Source organism: Salinisphaera sp. C84B14, assembly GCF_040361435.1.
In the GTDB taxonomy this organism is placed as follows: Bacteria; Pseudomonadota; Gammaproteobacteria; order Nevskiales; family Salinisphaeraceae; genus Salinisphaera.
In genome coordinates this window covers 49,359-67,565 of the sequence record NZ_APNL01000021.1, presented here as the reverse complement: position 1 = coordinate 67,565, position 18,207 = coordinate 49,359, and the positions used below count along the sequence as shown (strand labels likewise).

General features: G+C 63.8%; 17 protein-coding genes and 1 tRNA gene. 5 read left to right on the top strand and 13 right to left on the bottom strand.

Going from position 1 to position 18,207, the window contains the following annotated elements; translation table 11 throughout:
• Positions 1–314: 314 nt before the first annotated feature.
• The 6 genes from C84B14_RS15895 to leuS all read right to left on the bottom strand — a co-directional run bounded on the left by C84B14_RS15895 (position 315) and on the right by leuS (position 5,021).
• Positions 315–388: transfer RNA gene (locus tag C84B14_RS15895), tRNA-Gln, on the bottom strand.
• A 53-nt stretch (positions 389–441) separates the two neighbouring features.
• Positions 442–834, bottom strand: coding sequence for a 30S ribosomal protein S9 (rpsI, locus tag C84B14_RS15890; RefSeq protein ID WP_293628550.1), 393 nt, complete (start codon positions 832–834; stop codon positions 442–444).
• Positions 835–837: 3 nt separating this feature from the next.
• Entirely contained in the window at positions 838–1,266 is a 429-nt protein-coding gene (gene rplM / locus C84B14_RS15885) for a 50S ribosomal protein L13 (protein WP_006913188.1), read from the bottom strand.
• A 114-nt stretch (positions 1,267–1,380) separates the two neighbouring features.
• Positions 1,381–1,968: a nitroreductase family protein gene (locus tag C84B14_RS15880; protein WP_348765810.1), complete on the bottom strand. Its 588-nt coding sequence runs from the start codon at positions 1,966–1,968 to the stop codon at positions 1,381–1,383.
• Positions 1,969–2,004: 36 nt separating this feature from the next.
• Positions 2,005–2,574 (bottom strand): LPS-assembly lipoprotein LptE, encoded by a 570-nt coding sequence (locus C84B14_RS15875; protein WP_353225541.1) that lies wholly within the window; start codon positions 2,572–2,574, stop codon positions 2,005–2,007.
• Positions 2,575–2,582: 8 nt separating this feature from the next.
• Positions 2,583–5,021, bottom strand: coding sequence for a leucine--tRNA ligase (leuS, locus tag C84B14_RS15870; protein WP_353225539.1), 2,439 nt, complete (start codon positions 5,019–5,021; stop codon positions 2,583–2,585).
• Positions 5,022–5,292: 271 nt separating this feature from the next.
• Here leuS and C84B14_RS15865 point away from each other — a divergent pair, with 271 nt between their 5' ends.
• Both C84B14_RS15865 and C84B14_RS15860 read left to right on the top strand, forming a co-directional pair.
• A complete protein-coding gene (locus tag C84B14_RS15865) occupies positions 5,293–7,809 on the top strand; it encodes a TonB-dependent receptor plug domain-containing protein (protein ID WP_353225537.1) in 2,517 nt (838 codons plus the stop codon).
• Between the two features lie 144 nt (positions 7,810–7,953).
• Positions 7,954–9,141 (top strand): cytochrome-c peroxidase, encoded by a 1,188-nt coding sequence (locus C84B14_RS15860; RefSeq protein WP_353225535.1) that lies wholly within the window; start codon positions 7,954–7,956, stop codon positions 9,139–9,141.
• Here the strand turns inward: C84B14_RS15860 and lnt are convergent.
• From lnt to C84B14_RS15830, 6 genes are all read right to left on the bottom strand, one after another.
• Positions 9,133–10,653: an apolipoprotein N-acyltransferase gene (gene lnt / locus C84B14_RS15855; RefSeq protein ID WP_353225533.1), complete on the bottom strand. Its 1,521-nt coding sequence runs from the start codon at positions 10,651–10,653 to the stop codon at positions 9,133–9,135. The two genes, C84B14_RS15860 and lnt, sit on opposite strands and share 9 nt — an antisense overlap.
• Before the next feature lie 3 nt (positions 10,654–10,656).
• A complete protein-coding gene (locus tag C84B14_RS15850) occupies positions 10,657–11,517 on the bottom strand; it encodes a CorC family transporter (protein WP_348765804.1) in 861 nt (286 codons plus the stop codon).
• Between the two features lie 73 nt (positions 11,518–11,590).
• Positions 11,591–12,058, bottom strand: coding sequence for an rRNA maturation RNase YbeY (gene ybeY, locus C84B14_RS15845; protein WP_353225531.1), 468 nt, complete (start codon positions 12,056–12,058; stop codon positions 11,591–11,593).
• 11 nt (positions 12,059–12,069) lie between these two features.
• Complete coding sequence (locus C84B14_RS15840) at positions 12,070–13,053, bottom strand: PhoH family protein (protein ID WP_353225529.1); 984 nt, start codon at positions 13,051–13,053, stop codon at positions 12,070–12,072.
• Positions 13,054–13,083: 30 nt separating this feature from the next.
• The gene (gene miaB / locus C84B14_RS15835; protein WP_353225527.1) at positions 13,084–14,466 is read right to left on the bottom strand and encodes a tRNA (N6-isopentenyl adenosine(37)-C2)-methylthiotransferase MiaB; all 1,383 of its coding nucleotides are present in this window, start codon (positions 14,464–14,466) and stop codon (positions 13,084–13,086) included.
• 109 nt (positions 14,467–14,575) lie between these two features.
• Complete coding sequence (locus tag C84B14_RS15830; RefSeq protein WP_348765800.1) at positions 14,576–15,322, bottom strand: helix-turn-helix domain-containing protein; 747 nt, start codon at positions 15,320–15,322, stop codon at positions 14,576–14,578.
• A 238-nt stretch (positions 15,323–15,560) separates the two neighbouring features.
• Here C84B14_RS15830 and C84B14_RS15825 point away from each other — a divergent pair, with 238 nt between their 5' ends.
• The 3 genes from C84B14_RS15825 to C84B14_RS15815 all read left to right on the top strand — a co-directional run bounded on the left by C84B14_RS15825 (position 15,561) and on the right by C84B14_RS15815 (position 17,507).
• Positions 15,561–16,241, top strand: a complete 681-nt coding sequence (locus C84B14_RS15825; RefSeq protein WP_353225525.1) for an OmpW/AlkL family protein — start codon at positions 15,561–15,563, stop codon at positions 16,239–16,241.
• A gap of 288 nt (positions 16,242–16,529) precedes the next feature.
• Positions 16,530–17,012 carry a universal stress protein gene (locus tag C84B14_RS15820; RefSeq protein ID WP_353225523.1) on the top strand — a complete coding sequence of 161 codons (483 nt, stop codon included), beginning with the start codon at positions 16,530–16,532 and terminating at the stop codon, positions 17,010–17,012.
• A gap of 51 nt (positions 17,013–17,063) precedes the next feature.
• A complete protein-coding gene (locus C84B14_RS15815) occupies positions 17,064–17,507 on the top strand; it encodes a universal stress protein (RefSeq protein ID WP_353225521.1) in 444 nt (147 codons plus the stop codon).
• A gap of 48 nt (positions 17,508–17,555) precedes the next feature.
• Here C84B14_RS15815 and C84B14_RS15810 read toward each other — a convergent pair whose 3' ends face one another.
• A complete protein-coding gene (locus tag C84B14_RS15810; protein ID WP_353225519.1) occupies positions 17,556–18,149 on the bottom strand; it encodes a pyridoxine/pyridoxamine 5'-phosphate oxidase in 594 nt (197 codons plus the stop codon).
• Positions 18,150–18,207 lie beyond the last annotated feature (58 nt).

The window sequence follows — 18,207 nt, the reverse complement described above, 5'->3', positions numbered from 1 at the left end:
CGGTGCTCGCTCGTCGAACCGAGGGGGCGAACCAAGACCTTTCCCCCAGCCAGCACCCAAAAAAAAGCCCGCCATAAGGCGGGCTTTGGGTGCAGTCGTACGGAATGTCCGGGGGCCTTCGTTCAAGTTGGCAGCCTCTCAACCTCAGGATTATTCGCGTGCTGGCGCACGCTCACCCCCTTCGGGGGCCCGTGGCGCTGCGCGCCCCGGTTCTCGCGAGCGGTGCTCGCTCGTCGAACCGAGGGGGTCGAACCAGGGCCTCTCCCCCAGCCAGCACCCAAAAAAAAGCCCGCCATAAGGCGGGCTTTGGGTGCTGGCTGGGGGAGAGGGATTCGAACCCCCGTTGGCGGAGTCAGAGTCCGCAGTCCTACCACTAGACGATCCCCCAGCAAACTGGGCTGACCGCTCGCCGGGTAGGCGGCAAGCGGTCGGCAATCGACGCTAGCGCTTGGAGTACTGCGGCGATTTACGAGCTTTGTGCAGGCCGATCTTCTTACGTTCGACCTTACGTGCGTCGCGGGTCATGTAGCCTGCGGCACGCAGCGGCGCACGCATCATTTCGTCATACTGAACCAGCGCGCGGGACAGGCCGTGGCGAATCGCGCCGGCCTGGCCGTTCGGACCGCCGCCGGCGACGGTTACGTTGATATCGAAACGATCGCTGGAATCGGTCGCTTCCAGCGCCTGGCGCACGATCATGCGCGAAGTCGGACGGCCGAAGTATTCGTCCAGCGACTTCTTGTTGACCGTGATCTGGCCACTACCCGGCTTGATGAAAACGCGGGCGGTCGCGGTCTTGCGACGGCCGGTACCGTAGGCTTGTTCGGTTGCCATTGACTAAATCTCCAGCGTCTGCGGCTGCTGTGCGGTATGCGGATGCTCGGCGCCCGGATAGACGCGCAGCTTGCGGGCCATCTGACGGCCCAGCGGATTCTTCGGCAGCATGCCCTTGACGGCGTGCTCAATGACGCGCTCCGGGTGTGCGGCCAGCTGGTCTTCGAGCGTGATCGACTTCAGGTTGCCGACATAACCGGTAAACCGGTAGTAGATCTTCTGCTGCGGCTTCTTGCCGGTGACCTTAATCTTGGACGCGTTCACGACCACGATATGATCGCCCACATCCATATGCGGGGTGTATTCCGGCTTGTGCTTGCCGCGCAGGCGCGTGGCGACTTCCGAAGCCAGACGACCGAGCGTCTTGCCGTCGGCATCGACGACATACCAGTCACCGGGGACTTCGTCTTTCTTTGCAGAAAACGTCTTCATTGCACTGTATCCTGAACCAACGCGATTAGGCAGCCGGGCGGCTGCGAAAGCGCGCAATTCTATCGGGGGTACACGGGTTTTGCAACGCCCGTTGCGGGCTATTTGCGACGACGCTCAGGGACGCGCTGCCAGTATGGCGTCAAGATCGCTGCGCTGGCTGCGTGGTCGGCGTTTCGGATAACCATACCACAGCAGGCCCACGCAGTATTCGCGCGCGCTGTCGATGTCCATAATCCGCGCGAGATCCGGATGGCGCGTGGCTTCGCCGCTGATCCACTTGCTGCCCAGCCCCGCGCTGTGCAGGTACAGCGACATGTTCTGTATCGCGCAGGCGCAGGCTGCATAGTCTTCCTGCGCGACAATCGGGTCGTCATCGATCACACAGGTGATCGCGAGCCAACCCGGCACCGCCTGCCAGCGCTCGCGCTTGGCCGCCGCCACTTCGTCGCCCTTGCGCTCGGCCACCAGGCGCGTGTTGAGATCGACGATCGCACTCTGGGTATCGGGCCCGAGGGTATAGAACCGCCAGGGCTGGGTCAGATGATGGTTGGGCGCCCACCGCGCAAGTTCGACCGCCTCGCGAATGATCGCGGGGTCGGGCATCTCGTCGGTGAACTGATCCACGGTACGCCGGCCGCGGATGAAGTCGGCTGCATCCGCAGGCGTTATGGGGCTGGCCTTGAGAATACTGCGATCGGTCATTTGGGATGCTTTGTAGGCGAAGCGATGCCGGCCACTCTAATCGGCAAGTTTTTCATTCGCAGTGGCAACGCGAAGAAGAATCAGGTTGGACAGCTCTTCGTGCATCGCGGTCAGCAATTCCCGCTGCTCCTGCTCGGCCGCGAGGCGTTCGGTGTTGTCGAAGCTGTAGCTGCGGCTCACCGACAGCTTTTCGTTTTGCAGCTGAGTGGCATCGTTGACCGTGTAATCGAATACGACGGTGGTGGTGAGTTCGTATTCGGCCACCTGGCCATCGACGGGGCTGACCGAAATGATGCGCTGGCGGTTTTCGATGTCACGAATCGCAAGCCTGGCCGGCGCCCCGCTGTCGCCCAGCACATGCCGTTCGCGCAGTCGCTGACGCAGCGTTTCCACCAGCGGCGGATCGCCGACCTGGTAATCGTCGCTGTAGCTGACGTACATGCGATCGACGCCCTCCGGCAGCGGCGAGGCGCCCATCAGATGAAAACCGCAGCCGGCCAGGGACAGCATGACGACCAGAATCGCCGCCAGGCCGCCAAGGCGGTGGCGGATAGATGAACGCGCGCCGGCAGGTCGCGCGGGCAAACCAGCAGATATCGATTTCATGAGGCGATCTATACCACGAGATTGACGAGTTTGCCCGGCACGACGATGGTCTTCTTGATCGGCGCGCCGTCGATGAAACGCAGCACGTTGGCTTCGGACTGGGCCATTTCGGCCACCGTATCGCGATCGGCGTCCGCCGGCACGTCGATCTTGGCGCGTACCTTGCCGTTGACCTGGACCACCAGGGTGAGCGTATCGCGGGACAGCGCGGAGTCGTCGGCCTGCGGCCAGGCCACGTCGAGCAGCAGATCGTCATGGCCCAGCTCGCGCCAAAGCGCATCGCAGACGTGCGGGATGATCGGCGCGAGCATCTTGACCACTGCTTCCAGCGCTTCCTGGCGTACCGCCTGGCTATCGGCCTGCGCGCCGTCGAATTTGCCGAGCGCGTTGCAGAGCTCCATGACCGCAGCAATCGCCGTGTTGAAGGTCGTACGCCGGCCGATGTCGTCGCCGACCTTGGCAATGGTTTCGTGCAGCTTGCGCCGCAGCTCGCCGGCCTCGCCGTCAGCGCTCTTGGCCGGGGCCACGATGCCGGCTTCGACATGGTCGGCCACCAGACGCCAGAGCCGTTTGATGAAGCGGTTGGCCCCTTCCACGCCGGCATCCGACCATTCCAGCGACTGGTCCGGCGGCGCGGCGAACATGGAAAACAGGCGCACCGTATCCGCGCCGTAGCTTTCGATAAGCGCCTGCGGGTCGACCGTATTGCCCTTGGACTTGGACATCTTCGCCCCGTCCTTGAGCACCATGCCCTGGGTGAGCAGCCGCTTGAACGGCTCACCGGCGTCGGTGAGCCCCTCGTCGCGCATCACCTTCTGGAAGAAACGCGCATACAGCAGATGCAAGATCGCATGCTCGATACCGCCGATGTACTGATCGACCGGCAGCCAGTAGTTGGACCGGTCGTCGAGCATGGAATCGGCGTCCGGGCAGGCAAAACGCGCGAAATACCAGGACGACTCCATGAAGGTGTCGAAGGTGTCGGTTTCGCGCCGGGCGGCCTTGCCGCACTGCGGGCAGTCCACGTTCACGAACTCGGGCATATCCGGCAACGGCGAGCCCGCGCCTTCGGGGGTGACGTCCTCGGGCAGCACCACCGGCAGATCCTGTTCCGGCACCGGCACGGCGCCGCAGTCGTCGCAGTGGATGATCGGGATCGGCGCGCCCCAGTAGCGCTGGCGGCTCAGACCCCAGTCGCGCAGGCGGTACTGGGTCTTGCGACGGGCGATACCCCGGGCCTCCAGCCGGTCGGCAATATCGTTGAAGGCGCTGTCGAAGTCCTTGCCGTCATCCTCGCCGGAATTGATCAGCGGGCCTTTATCGATGCTTGCGGCTGCGCTGATGTCGGGGGCACTGCCGTCGGCGCGCGCGACCACGGGCACGATCGGCAGGTCGTAGGCGGTGGCGAACTCCCAGTCGCGCTGGTCGTGGGCCGGCACGCTCATCACCGCGCCGGTGCCATAGCCCATCAGCACGAAATTGGCGGCAAAGATCGGCATCCGCTCGCCGGTGAGCGGATGCGTCGCTTCGCTGGGCAGGCGATAGCCTTTCTTGTCGCGTGTTTCCAGGCTGGCCTCGGCGGTGCCGGCCTTGCGACAGTCTTCACAGAAGGTGGCCAGTTCGGCGTCGTGCGCGGCGGCGGCCGCAACCAGCGGGTGATCGGCGGCGACGGCCATATAGGTCGCGCCGTGCAGCGTATCCGGTCGCGTGGTGTAGACCGTCAGCGGCTCGTCGTGGCCGACCACTTCGAAATCGATTTCCAGACCGGTAGACCGCCCGATCCAGTTCGCCTGCATGGTCTTGACCGCTTCCGGCCAGCCTTCAAGCGCGTCGAGATCGTCCAGCAGTTCGTCGGCATAGTCGGTGATTCGCGCAAACCACTGCGGGATGGCGCGCTGCTCGACGATCGCGCCCGAACGCCAGCCGCGGCCATCCACCACCTGTTCGTTGGCGAGCACGGTCTGATCGACGGGATCCCAGTTGACGATCGATTCCTTGCGATACACCAGCCCCTTTTCGAACAGCTTGGTGAACAGCCACTGTTCCCAGCGGTAATAGCTCGGGTCGCAGGTGGCGATTTCGCGGGACCAGTCGTAGGCAAAGCCCAGCTGGGCGAGCTGTTCGCGCATTGCAGCGATGTTTTCGCGGGTCCATTTCGCCGGCGGCACACCGTTCTTGATCGCGGCGTTTTCCGCCGGCAGGCCGAAGGCGTCCCAGCCCATGGGCTGGAGCACGTTCTTGCCGCACATGCGTTGATAGCGGGAGATGACGTCGCCGATGGTGTAGTTGCGCACATGCCCCATATGCAGCTTGCCGCTGGGGTAAGGGAACATCGACAGGCAATAGAACTTCTCGCGCTCGTCGCGCTTGACTTCGAAGGCGCGGGCGTCACGCCAGCGGGCCTGTACATCGGTCTCGATCGCATCGAAACGGTAGGTGGAATCCATCGGCGGCTATCGATCGAAAAGCAAAAAACGGCCGACTAGTGTACTCGATACGCTGGCGACCCTTCACCGCCCAGTACGCTCAGCCACACGCCGACTCAACCTCTGAGCCTGCGCCCACCCCCTCTGCCATGGCAGCCGTACAAGCGCAGCGTCGCACCATTGAAGAACCGTCCGCTTGAAATTGAATTTCATTGCGTCAAATATAAATGCGAATCATTTGCATTTATGAACTGAATGCATATGCTCCCTCGCAACTTCACGGGGGGACACCATGTACAGACTCTTGATTCTGCCGGCCTTGTTGGGCGCGACATCCGCCGTCCATGCCGAACAGCCGCCAGCGGCCGCGAGCGGTGACGTAACGCGACAAGATGAAGCGCGCGGCGAAACCGCGGCCGCCGACCAGAAAAGCCTCAACGACGCCCTGTCTTTCGAGCTGCCGGCGCTCAACGAGATCCTGGTCGCAGCCGACCCGCTGGATGCCCAGATCCAGAAACTGCCGGCCGCCTACATCCGCGGTTCGGCACGCTCGGATCTGGCCGAAGCGCTGTCGGTCATTCCCTCCGTACGGGTGGCAGAAGGGGCGAGTTCGAGCCGCCAGCAAGGCGATATCAAGCCCGCAGAGTTCTCGATTCGCGGGGCCTCGCCCTACCAGAACCGCTTCGTACTGGACGGCGCGGCGGTGGACAACCTCATCGACCCCGCCCAGAGCCAGCGCGCCGACAACTACACGCGCGTGGCCGGCCATTCCCAGGGCCAGTTCATCGATACCCGTTTCTTACAGAACATCGAGGTCAGTGATACCAATGTTTCTGCCCGGGAAGGCGGCTTCACGGGGGGCGTGGTCAAGGCCGAAACACGTGCCTATGCAGGCCGGAACGAAGCCCATGTGTCGTATCGGGGAACCAGCGACAGTCTGACCAACCTGCATATCGATAAAACCCAGGAACGCGAGTTCGAAAGCGCGGCGGCCCAGATGCCCAACGGCGTGCCCGGGGAGTTCCAGCCCGATTTTCGCAAGAGCGAATTCAGCCTGGACGGCGCCACCCGCCTGGGCGATATCGGCCTGTTCGCCGGCTATAGCGAAAAGCGCTCGACCATCAGCCAAAAACAGCTGCTCACGATGGATCTGGACAATTTTCTGGAGACCGGCCAGCTCTACACGCCCAGCCAGAGCCGCGAACTGGACAGCAGATCACGCTACGGCGTTCTGCGCCTGGACCTGCTCGACCGCGACTACGAGCTCGATGCGTCGCTGTCGTATACGAACTTCGATGAAGACAGCTTCCTGATCAACTATCTCGACTCCGACTTCGTGGGCGGCCACGAAGGCATCAACCTGAGCGTCAACTACGCGAACCACATTGGCGCCACCCGCGTGGACGCCAATCTCAACGCGGGGCTCACCACCGATGAGCATCAATACGACAGCCATACGCTGACCAACTTCAAGAGCACGTCGCTATTCGACGGCAGCATCATCGGCGGCCTGGGCGACCTCGAGAACCGACAACGCAAGCTGGGCGGTTCCGTTACGTTCACCACGCCGATCAGCGCTATCTGGACGACCGATTACGGCGCAGAAATAGCCTATCTCGACTACGAACAGCATCGGGGCCAGGACTTCGTGGCCGAAGACTATCGCCTCGATTACAGCCAGACGCCGCTGCCCGACCCGATCGGCCCTGGCTCTTATGCGCCGTCGGATCAGTACCTGAGCCGCGTGGCAACCTACCGCGCCGGCGATATCGCCTTTTCGAATACCAACGGCGCCGTGTTCGGCGAGCTGGCCGCCGACGGCCAACGCCTGTTCGGGAGTGCCGGGCTGCGCGTCGAACGCGACGGCCTGTTGGAAAACACCAACGCCGCGCCGCGCCTGAAGGCCGGCGTCTATCTCGACAACAGCCAGAACATGCGCCTGATCGCCGGCGCCAACCGCTATTACGGCAAGTCGTTCCTTTCCTACAAGCTGCGGGCCGAGGAAAGACGGCTGGTCGAGGTACGCGAGCGCGACAACCCGGACGATCCGCTCACCGCGGTCGAGGATCGAAGCGAATACGACTACCGCGATCTCGACACGCCCTACGACGACGAATACTCGATCGGCGTCGCCGGCACGCTCTGGCGCGGCGATATCGGCCTGACCTATGTGCGCCGCCAGGGCAAGGATCAGATCCGCACCAACTACGATGGCGGTAGCGAGCTGTACAACTACGACAACTCCGGGCGCAGCAGCACGGATCAGGTCGATCTCTACTGGCGCTCGCAGCCGTTTGCCTGGGTGGGCGCCAACTGGGGCGTCAATCTCGGGGTGTCGTGGATGGACAAGGAAACCGATGCCAGCTACGGCGACGATGAGAAGGGCTATAACGGTACGGTCGCCGACGAGGATGTGATTTTCGAAGGTCGTCGGGTGCGTCGCTCGGAGCTGCCCGCACGCGATTTCGCCACCCCGGTCAGCGCCCAGGTTGACATCATCACCTCGGCTTTCAACGACCGCCTGCAGGTGCGTAACGCGCTGAGCTACACAGACGGGTACCGCTACCTGCTGCGCGACGGCAACGACCCGGCCACGGGGCTGCAACGCTACGACATCGAAAAACAGGACAATACCCTGCGCTGGGATCTGAGCACGCGGCTGCGGTTGTTGCCCGGCGATCACTCGCCCTATGTCGGCGTTGACGTGCTCAACGTTACCGACAGCCGCAATATCGTAAGCAACCAGGCAGGGGTCCAACTGTTCGGCGTTGGCCGCCAGTACTGGCTGGAAGTCGGCTATGACTTCTGACTCGCCTTCCCGCGCCCATTGGCGCGGCCGCTCAGCGGGCTATAGCCCGACGCTCGGGCGCGTAGCGGCGCGGCCGTATCTGTTGTCTGTGGCGTGGCGTCGCTATGCCGCGGCCGTCGCCGCGCTTCGAACGCCGCCCGATCCGTGGGGCAAGTGAATCCCGGCGGGGGCATCAAGCGGATCGGTTCGCGCCTGGCACGACGCGAATCGATCGTCCTGGTTGCCATCGCTGCAGCGACCGCTGCGTTCGTCGCGCTTGTCTGTGCGTTCGCCCCGGCCATCGAACGCGCACGACTGGTCGAGCGTTACCGCGGCCCGCAGTCGCAGTGGCCGGCACTTGAAACGCGCGCCGACCTGGATATAGAAGCGCTCGCGCCCTTGCCCGGGCGACCGGAGTTTTCGGCCGACAATCCCTTCAGCGAAGCAAAGGCCGCTCTGGGCAAACGGCTGTTCTTCGATCCGCGCCTGTCCGGTTCGAATCAGATCGCCTGTGCCTCCTGTCACGAGCCCAGCCTCGGCTGGGCAGACGGTCGACACAAGGCCGTCGGTCACGATCGCCAGGTCGGGAATCTGAATACCCCCACGGTACTCAACGCCGGATTCAAGGATCGTCTGTTCTGGGACGGCCGCGCCGCGGACCTGGAAACCCAGGTCGTCGCCAGCTGGTCGAACCCGATTGAAATGGCGGGCGTACCCGAACACGGGGCACGCCAGCTGGGCGAAGTGGCCGGCTACGCGCCGCTGTTCGCCGATGCCTACGGCGACCCGTCGGTCACGGTGGCACGCATAGCCCAGGCGATCGCCACCTTCATGCGTACCCTGAATACGCCGAATACCCGCTTCGATCGTTTCATGCGCGGCGAGCGCGATATCTTCACGGCTGCCGAAATTCGAGGGCTCGACCTGTTTCGCGGCCGGGCAAACTGTGTTCGCTGCCATCACGGCGCCCTGCTCTCGGACGGCGATTTTCATCACCTGGGCACATCGGTGCACGGCGTGGGCGATTATCTGGGCCGCTACCGTGAAACCGGCGCGCCGGAGGATGTCGGCGCGTTTGCCACGCCGGGGCTGCGCAATATCGCACGCACGGCGCCGTATATGCACAACGGCTTCGGCGACGGGATCGATCTCGAATCACTGCTTGCGCTTTACAACATGGGGTGGTGGCAGAACGCGCCGCCGACCGAGAAAGTCAGCGATGTGCCGCTGGCACGACTTTCACCGCTGATCGAACCGCTCGGGCTTACCCCGGCCGAACTCGACGATCTGGCGGCATTTCTGCGAACGCTGGACGGCCATTCGCTCTACATGCCGCAACCCGACCTACCGTGACGTCCGGCGACGCTTGAGCAGCACGCTGCCCAGCAAAGACAACAGCGTGACCGCTGCACTCGCCCACCACAATGGCCAATCGCCGATACGCATATAGGGCGTTTCGCCGCTGCGCGGCTGCACCTGCGATTCGATGTTGGCGATTTCGAACTCGGGCGTGGCCTCGCGCACGCGCCCGTCATAGTCGATGATTGCCGAAATGCCGGTATTGGCCGCGCGCAGCATGGGCCGCCCCGCTTCCAGCGCGCGCATGCGCGCGATTTCCAGATGCTGGGCGGCCGCCGTGGTGCCGGCAAACCAGGCATCGTTGGTGACGTTCACCAGCATGCCGGCCTGCGGCAGCGCCTTGGCGATTTCGTAGCCAAAGGCATCCTCGAAACAGATCGACAGGCCAAGCTTGACCCCGTCGACCTCGATCAGCGCCTGGTCCTCGGCGCCAAAACCGAAATCGCTGTAGCGCATGTTCACGCCGTCGAGCAGCGTCTTGACGAACTCGGGCACCGGAAAATACTCGCCGAAGGGCACCAGATGGCGCTTGTAATAACGCCCCTCGCCCGCGCCGAGCGCCAGCACGGCATTGTAGTAGGGCGCGTTGTTGCTTTCGTGTACCAGCGTGCCGGCAAGAACGGTCTGGTTACGCCCCGCGGCCAGGGCGGCAATCTCGTCGAAGTAGGACGAAATCTGATGGGCCGGCGCCGGAATCGCCACTTCCGGCCAGACCACCAGGTCGGCATCCGAGGCTTCGGTCATGGAGCGATAGCGCTCGAGGGTGGTGCGGAACATGTCGCGATCCCATTTGATCGCCTGCGCGAAATTGCCCTGGACGATATCCACGCTCACCGGCTCGCCGCTGGGCCGGGTCCATGCCGTGGTCGGCGGCGTATACCAAAGCCCCAGCGGGGCGAGCGCGATCAGCACTACCGCCAGCGCCCGTGCCGGTATGGAACCGGCGAACAACAGCGCCACCGTGCCGGCGCTGGCCATCATCAGCAGGCCGAGAAAATACACGCCGCCGATCGGGGCCAGCGCGGTCACCGGCGCGTCGATCAGCGAGTAGCCCAGTGAGAGCCAGGGAAAGCCGGTCATGACCCAGCTGCGCACCAGTTCCGCAAGCAGCCAGGCAAAAGGCACCACCACCAGCGCCCACAGCGTACGGGGCAGTCCCCGCGTGGCGCCGGCGAGCGCGCCCACCAGCAACGGATAGAGCGCCAGGTACACGCTCAGCGCGGCCACGAGCCCAATCGCCATCGGCAGCGGCGCGCCGCCGTAGTAGTAGGTGGAAACGAAGGTCCAGTAGATGCCGGTGCCGAAGTGCGCCAGGCCGAACACGAAGCCGCGCCAGGCGCCGCGCCGGGCAGACGCATGCCACCACAGCGCGATCAGCCCGATCAGGGCAAGCAGCGTCAGTCCGTAGTAACCAAAAGGCGCAAAGCCGAGCGTGGCCAGGCCGCCGAACAGCGCCGGCAGCACCACATCGAACGCAGCGACCCGAAGCACGCGCTTTGCGCCCATGTGCTACTCGGAGGCCTCCGGCAGCACGGTCATCTGGAACAGATGAATACGGCGCGAATCGGCCCGCTGCACGTTGAACTGGAAGCGATCGATGATGGTGGTTTCGCCACGCTTGGGCATATGCCCGAATTCATGCACGACCAGGCCGCCGATGGTGTCGAAGTCCTCGTCGGAAAACTCGGTGTCGAAGTATTCGTTGAACTCCTCGACCGGGGTGAGGCTGCGAATGAGAAAACGATTGTGCTCCTGGCGCAGGATATTGGCGCCTTCGGCCTGATCGTATTCGTCGTCGATTTCGCCCACGATTTGCTCGAGCGCGTCTTCGATGGTCACCAGGCCGGCGACACCGCCATACTCGTCCACGACCACGGCCATGTGGTTGCGCGAAGCCTTGAACTCCTTGAGCAGCACGTTCACGCGCTTGGACTCGGGCACGTAGACCGCCGGCCTGAGCACCGCCCCCAGTTCGAAGGCTTCGCGGTCGTCGCCCTCCTCGGCCAGCTGCAGCATGTCCTTGGCCAGCAGAATACCGACGACCTCGTCTCGCGACTCGCCGATCACCGGAAAGCGTGAATGGCCCGAATCGATCGCGATGGACAGGATATCCGCCGCGGCGGCATCGGATTCGACCACCACCATTTGCGAGCGCGGCACCATGATGTCGCGCACCTGCTGCTCGGAGACCTTGAGCACCCCCTGCATCATCCAGAGCGCGTCGATATCCAGCAGCTCGTTTTCCTGTGCTTCCTTGAGCACCTCGACCAGCTCGTCGCGATCGCGCGGTGGCCCGGCCAGGCTCATGCCGATCTGGCGCAGCCAATTGCCGCTACTTCGACTCTGTTCGCTGTCGTCCTCGTCGCTCATCGCATGCGGCCGCAGCCGCGCCCTCCTCTCAAGCCTGTCTATCTGGCTCGGCCCTACGGCCTGCGGTATTCGTTCAGACGCCGAGCACGCGGTAAGGATCGTCGTGGCCAAGCTCGGCCATCACGTCGCGCTCGATCGCCTCCATGGTTTCGGCTTCATCGTCGCCGATATGGTCATAGCCGAGCAAGTGCAGGACCCCGTGTACCACCATATGCGACAGATGTGCGACGTCGCTCTTGCCCTGCTCTTTCGCTTCACGCGCGATGACCGGCATGCAGATCACCAGATCGCCGAGCACGGTCAGGCCCGGCAATTCGGCGCCGGCAGGGAATGACAGCACGTTGGTGGCATACGGCTTGTCGCGATAGTCGCCGTTCAGTCGCGCGGATTCGCCCTCGTCTACAAGACAAACGGCGAGTTCATAAGCCACGTCTTCGCTGCACGATGCCCCGCGCAGCGCAGCCGCTGCGGCGCGTTCGAGCATGTCGGTATCGGGCGCGTGGATGCCCGGCGCGCAGTCCAGCGCGAGTTCGATATCCATGCGGTTGCCGCTTAGCTGTGCTCGCCCGCTTCGCTTTCGCGATCGTAGGCCTGGACGATGCGCTGGACCAGCGGGTGGCGCACCACGTCGCGCGCCGAGAACTTGGTCACGCTGATGCCCTCGATATCCTGGAGCAGACGCACCGCATGGCGCAGGCCCGATTTCTTGGCCACGGGCAGATCCACCTGGGTCATGTCGCCCGTGACCACGGCAGTCGAACCAAAGCCGATACGGGTCAGAAACATCTTCATCTGCTCGATGGTGGTGTTCTGCGCTTCGTCGAGAATGATGAACGCTTCGTTGAGGGTGCGCCCGCGCATATAGGCCAGCGGCGCGATCTCGATGACGTTGCGCTCGATCAGACGCCCCACCCGATCGAAACCGAGCATTTCATAGAGCGCGTCGTAGAGCGGGCGCAGATAGGGGTCGATCTTCTGGGCCAGATCGCCGGGCAGAAAACCCAGCCGTTCCCCGGCTTCCACCGCCGGGCGCACCAGCAGCAGACGGCGCACGCGCTCGGACTCCAGCGCATCGACGGCCGCGGCCACGGCCAGATAGGTCTTGCCGGTACCGGCCGGGCCGATGCCGAAGTTCAGGTCGTTGTCGGCGAGATTGGCCAGATAGCGGCGCTGACTCGGCCCGCGCCCGCGTACCAGACCCAGACGGGTCTTGATGACGACGTCGCGGGGTTCGGACGCCCCGCCCTGGGCCTCGCCGCGCAGCTCGCGCTCGGCCGTGCGGGCCACGATATGCACCCGATCCGGGCCAATTTCGCCGGCCGCGGTGGCGCTATAAAGCTCGTTGAGGGCGTCGATGGCCGCCGTCGCGGCGCCTTCGCTGCCCTCTACCTGAAACAGATGGCCGCGGTTGTGCACCTGCACGTCCAGTGTCCGCTCGATCAGGCGCAGATGCTGGTCTTGCGGGCCACACAGATAAGCCAGCCGGGTGGTATCCGGCGGGTCCAGTTCCAGGGTCTTGCGGATGGATTCGTTCAAGATGCTTTGTCGGGTTGGCAACGTGGCCGATCAGCCGGCCGCGGCCGCGAGATCGGGCATGGGCGCATGATCCTCGCGGGTCACGACGCGACCCCGCAGCGAGTTGTCGAGCGCTTCGGTGATTTCGACTTCCAGGAAATGCCCGGCCATGCGCGGGTGGCCGTCGAAGTTCACCCAGCGGTTGGAGTCGGTACGCCCGGCCATCTGGCCGCCGCCGCGCTTGGACTCGCGTTCGACCAGCACACGCTGGGTGGTACCGATCATGTCCTGCATGTACTGGCGGTTGAACTCTGCGATACGGGCCTGCAGACGCGCCAGGCGCGCCTTCTTGACCTCGCGCGGGGTGTCGTCGGTCATGTCCGCGGCCGGCGTGCCCGGACGCTTGCTGTAGACGAAGGAGAACGCCGCGTCGAAGCGCATGTCTTCGACCAGCTGCATGGTGGCCTTGAACTCGGCCTCGCCCTCGCCCGGATGGCCGACGATGATATCGGTCGACAGGCTGATATCCGGGCGTACCGCGCGCAGCTTGGCGATGCGCTCGCGAAAATGATCGGCCGTGTAGCCGCGTTTCATATCCGCCAGCACCGTATCCGAACCCGACTGCACGGGCAGATGCAGGTAGTTGGCGAGCTTGGGCACGCGCGCATAGGCTTCGATGAGCGCATCCGAGAATTCCAGCGGGTGGCTGGTGGTATAGCGAATACGCTCGATGCCGTCGATCTCGGCCACGAATTCCACCAGCATGGCCAGATCGCAGATCGAGCCGTCTTCCATCGGCCCGCGATAGCCGTTCACGTTCTGGCCCAACAGGGTGATTTCCTTCACGCCCTGCTCGGCCAGTTCCGCGACCTCCAGAATCACGTCGTCGAAGGGACGCGAGATTTCTTCACCGCGCGTGTAGGGCACGACACAGAAGCTGCAGTATTTCGAACAGCCTTCCATGATCGACACGAACGCCGTGGCGCCCTCGGCCTTGGCCGGCGGCATGTGGTCGAACTTGTCGATTTCCGGGAAGGCGATATCGACGATGCCGGCGCCGTTGTCCTGGACCGCGTCCAGCATCTCCGGCAGCCGGTGCAGCGTCTGCGGGCCGAACACCATGTCCACGAACGGCGCGCGCTCGCGAATCGCATGGCCTTCCTGGGAGGCCACGCAGCCGCCGACGCCGATCACGATATCGGGACGCTCGGCCTTGAGTTCGCGCCAGCGCCCGAGCTGCGAAAACACCTTCTCCGCGGCCTTTTCGCGGATCGAACAGGTGTTGAGCAGGATGATGTCGGCTTCTTCCGGCGTGTTTACGCGCTCGGCGTTGCGCTGCTTGCGCAGCACCTCGACCATCTTGGCCGAGTCGTATTCGTTCATCTGGCAGCCCCAGGTCTGAACGAAGACCTTGGGTTGAGTCGCGCTGGTCATGACCCGTCCGGCCCGTTTTCGGGCGAGTTCAAGCAAGCGCCGTAGTGTAAACGATCGTGCAAGGCGCTTGCCCACGCGCGAGCGGGTATATCCGCCCGACATGCGACAGTCACGATTGATCCGCTACCCAGGCGCCGCGGCTCGAGCGCTCGCGCAGGGCGTCGCGATCGAGAATTTCAACCCGGTGCTGCGACACTTTGATGATCTGTGCACGTTGCAGCCGCGTGAGTACGCGGCTGACCGTTTCCAGGCGCATGGAAAGAAAGTTGGCCAGATCGGCACGCTTCATGTTCAAAGGCACGGTGGTGGCCGGCATACCGCGAAGTGCGCGCCGGCGGCTCAGCCCCAGCAGCAGGCTGCTGATACGGCCTTCGCTGTCCTTGCGGCCCAGGGTCAGCATCATGCGTCCGTCTTCGGAGAGCACCTGGCTCATCAGACGCGTCAGGCGCTGGCGCAGGCTCGGCAGCTCGTCGACCAACGCATCGAGCTGGTCGACCGGGATACGACAGAAATGGCTGGTTTCCAGGGCCACCGCGCTGCAGTGGTGGTGCTGATCGGCAAAACCGTCGAAGCCGAGGATGTCGCCCGGATAGTAGAAACCCAGGATCTGTTCGAAGCCTTCCTCGTCGATGCGCACAGTCTTGGCGGAGCCGTCGCGTACGGCATAGATGTGGGTCAGGCCGTCGCCCTGGGCGAACAGCTCGGTGTCGGCCACCACCGGCGCGCCCGAATCGACCAGACGCTCGAGCTTTTCGAGATCATGCGTATCGAGATGGTCGGGCAAACACAGATAGCGCAACGAGCAATGACTGCACGTTTCGCTCAACTGCTGCATTTGCTGGGAGAGTGGCGGCATTGGGGTTGCTCTGGGGTTCAAAATAAAAAACGCGCGTATAACCTTGCAATCCTAGCCGAATACCGCGCGATTTTCAGGCTTCTTTAGTCGCGCGCGAGCGCATTGCGGCGCACCTATTAGCACACAATCCAATTATGAGCCGACGTCGGCGCCTTTATTGACCTAAATCAACACGGCCGCAGCGCAACCCCGCCAACCTGTTCTCCAGACGCTTAAACCATAGAACAGGAGCCCTGCCATGACGTCTTTCCCGCGTGCCGTAATCGCCCCCGCGGCCCTTGCCCTGACCTCGGTATTCATCGCGGGCGTGGCCCATGCCGAAGCCGGCGATTGGATCGTGCGCGGCGGCGTAACCTACGTCGCCCCCAACGATGACACCTCGAGCCGTAACGGCGAACTTGCGCCCGCGCTTCAGGGCACGGACGTGGCCGTGAGCTCCGAGCCGCAATTCGGACTGACCATCGCCTATCTGCTCAGCGACAATCTGGCGGTCGAACTGCTGGGCGCCTCGCCCTTCGAGCACGACCTCACTCTCAGCGGCGGCGCGCTCGACGGCGCCCCGCTGGGCGATATCAAGCACCTGCCGCCCACTCTGAGCCTGCAGTACCGCTTCAACAACGAGTCGGCATTCACGCCCTATGTTGGCCTGGGGCTGAACTACACGTTCTTCTTTTCGGAAGACGTCTCGGACGAGGCACGGGCGCTGGGCATCGAGAAGATCGAGCTGGACGACTCCTTCGGCCCGGCCGCACAGGTGGGCGTGGACTACGCACTCAACGACCGCTGGTTGATCAACGCCGACGTGCGCTATCTGCAGATCGATACAACCGCCGAGGTGCGTACCGCCACCGGCAGCACCCACGTCGACGTGGATATCGACCCCTGGGTCTACACCCTCGCGCTGGGCTATCGCTTCTAGCCGTTACGACACCGCCGCAGCCAGCGCTGCTGGCTGCGGCGGGGCCGACCTCGTGCTCGCCCCACCGTTGTTCGCCATGGCGGCCCATCAGGCGTTGCTGCACCCCGCATCGACGCGCATCCGAACCACTGGCGCTCGGCGCAGATTGCTCAACTTCAGACTGCAACCGATCCGCCATCCATCAGCCCGCGAATTTCATGTTGCGCCACTCATCGGCCTTTGATCTAGATCAAGCCCTGCATCCGGCGACGACGTAATACTGCAAGTACACAAGAAAAGGAGATCGATATGTCACAGACCATCCTTGTACCGCTGGACCTGAATCAGGACGCGGTTTTCGAGAGCGTGTTCGAAAACGTCAAACGCGTGGCCGGCAATACCGGCGCGACGGTCGTGCTGTTGAGCGTCATTCCGCAGATTGATGCCGGCGACTTTCCTTACGTCGGCACCGATTATGTGCGCAAACTCGGCGAAACCGCGCATGCACAGCTCGAACGCGTCGGCCGGCAATACCTGGGCGAAGACGGTAACTGGCAGGTCGACGTGCGCGTGGGCCCGGTGGCCCGCACGATCGTGCGTCGTGCCGACCACTTCGGCGTCGATCTCATCGTCATGGCGTCCCACAACCCGAAGTTCTGGGACGTGCTGTTGGGCAGCATCGCCAGCCAGGTGGTCAAGCATTCGCAGCACTCGGTTCTGGTGGTACGCCAGAAACGCGAACCCCATGCCGCCGAGATCCACGACGAAAGCCGCGACCCGCTGTCGGACTGATCGCATTCCAGTCCGGCCGGAGCACCACCGACCCTTTGCGCGAGTGCCGATATGAAGAACTGCATCCTCGTACCGATCGATCTCGCACACGAGGCGAACTTCGATTTGATCTTTTCGGCTACGACGACGCTGGCCCGTCGGCACCACGCCAAGCTTCATTTGCTTAGCGTGGTGCCGACGGAAATCTCGGTATGGCCCTATGTGCCGCACAACTTCGTGGGCGAAGCGCAGAAGCTGACCGAGTCGCAGCTCGAAGAGCTGGCCCGACTCGAGTACGCCGACGACATCCACTGGACCAGCGAAGCGGTGATCGGGCCCATCGCCCAGACCATCGTCAAACGTGCGCAGGATCTCGGTGCCGGGCTGATCGCCATCGCCTCGCACGATCCGAAGGTGCGCGACCTGGTACTCGGCGGCACCGCAGACCGGGTGGTGCGACGTGCACGCGCGAGCGTTCTGGTGCTGCACCACAGCGACTGCTGGGAGTGGAGCTGAGCGACCAGCTTGTCACGAAAACGCCCGGCTTCGCCGGGCGTTGTCTATTCAGGGCTCCTGCACGCTGGACTGCCAGCCGCCCTCCGGCGCACGCTCGAACAGCCAGCGCGGATGCTGGCGGTGCCATCCTGCCGCCCAGAACTCCAGGCGGGTAGCAAGCAACCGGTAGCCGACCCAGTTCTGCGGACGGGGCACGTGCTCGAAGTCGTAGCTCTGGCGTTCCTGCTCGCGCCGCTGCCGAAAGGCCTCGGGATCGCCGAACACGGCCTGCTGTTGCGAACTGCGGGCGGTGAGCTGGCTGTCGCGCGAGCGCTGTGCCCAAAGCCGGTCCGCGTCGCCTGCCTCGAGCGCCTCGACCACGCCTTCCACGGTGATTTGCTGCTGTAGACCGTGCCAGAAAAAGCAAAGCGCAACATAGGGATGCCACTGCAGCTGCTGGCCCTTGCCGGTATGGGCGTTGACGAAGAACACCAGCGAATCGGCGTCGATCTGGACGTTGATCGTGCGCACGCTCGGCCGGGCAAATGCCGGGTCCACCGTTGCCAGGGTCGCGGTTTGCGGATCGGGCTCGCCGCGTACACCGGCCGCGGCGATCCAGTCGATCAGCCCCCGGACCGGATCTGCGCTATCGGGCGGATTCATTGGCCATACCTCGCATGAATAAACAAGATGACCGGCTGGCGCCCCTCGTGGTTAAACG

What these genes read in the sequence shown, in the direction of transcription:
- rpsI (WP_293628550.1), bottom strand. Translation starts at nt 834, where the DNA reads ATGGCAACCGAACAAGCCTACGGTACCGGCCGTCGCAAGACCGCGACC.
- rplM (WP_006913188.1), bottom strand. Translation starts at nt 1,266, where the DNA reads ATGAAGACGTTTTCTGCAAAGAAAGACGAAGTCCCCGGTGACTGGTAT.
- C84B14_RS15880 (WP_348765810.1), bottom strand. Translation starts at nt 1,968, where the DNA reads ATGACCGATCGCAGTATTCTCAAGGCCAGCCCCATAACGCCTGCGGAT.
- C84B14_RS15875 (WP_353225541.1), bottom strand. Translation starts at nt 2,574, where the DNA reads ATGAAATCGATATCTGCTGGTTTGCCCGCGCGACCTGCCGGCGCGCGT.
- leuS (WP_353225539.1), bottom strand. Translation starts at nt 5,021, where the DNA reads ATGGATTCCACCTACCGTTTCGATGCGATCGAGACCGATGTACAGGCC.
- C84B14_RS15865 (WP_353225537.1), top strand. Translation starts at nt 5,293, where the DNA reads ATGTACAGACTCTTGATTCTGCCGGCCTTGTTGGGCGCGACATCCGCC.
- lnt (WP_353225533.1), bottom strand. Translation starts at nt 10,653, where the DNA reads ATGGGCGCAAAGCGCGTGCTTCGGGTCGCTGCGTTCGATGTGGTGCTG.
- C84B14_RS15850 (WP_348765804.1), bottom strand. Translation starts at nt 11,517, where the DNA reads ATGAGCGACGAGGACGACAGCGAACAGAGTCGAAGTAGCGGCAATTGG.
- ybeY (WP_353225531.1), bottom strand. Translation starts at nt 12,058, where the DNA reads ATGGATATCGAACTCGCGCTGGACTGCGCGCCGGGCATCCACGCGCCC.
- miaB (WP_353225527.1), bottom strand. Translation starts at nt 14,466, where the DNA reads ATGACCAGCGCGACTCAACCCAAGGTCTTCGTTCAGACCTGGGGCTGC.
- C84B14_RS15830 (WP_348765800.1), bottom strand. Translation starts at nt 15,322, where the DNA reads ATGCCGCCACTCTCCCAGCAAATGCAGCAGTTGAGCGAAACGTGCAGT.
- C84B14_RS15825 (WP_353225525.1), top strand. Translation starts at nt 15,561, where the DNA reads ATGACGTCTTTCCCGCGTGCCGTAATCGCCCCCGCGGCCCTTGCCCTG.
- C84B14_RS15820 (WP_353225523.1), top strand. Translation starts at nt 16,530, where the DNA reads ATGTCACAGACCATCCTTGTACCGCTGGACCTGAATCAGGACGCGGTT.
- C84B14_RS15815 (WP_353225521.1), top strand. Translation starts at nt 17,064, where the DNA reads ATGAAGAACTGCATCCTCGTACCGATCGATCTCGCACACGAGGCGAAC.
- C84B14_RS15810 (WP_353225519.1), bottom strand. Translation starts at nt 18,149, where the DNA reads ATGAATCCGCCCGATAGCGCAGATCCGGTCCGGGGGCTGATCGACTGG.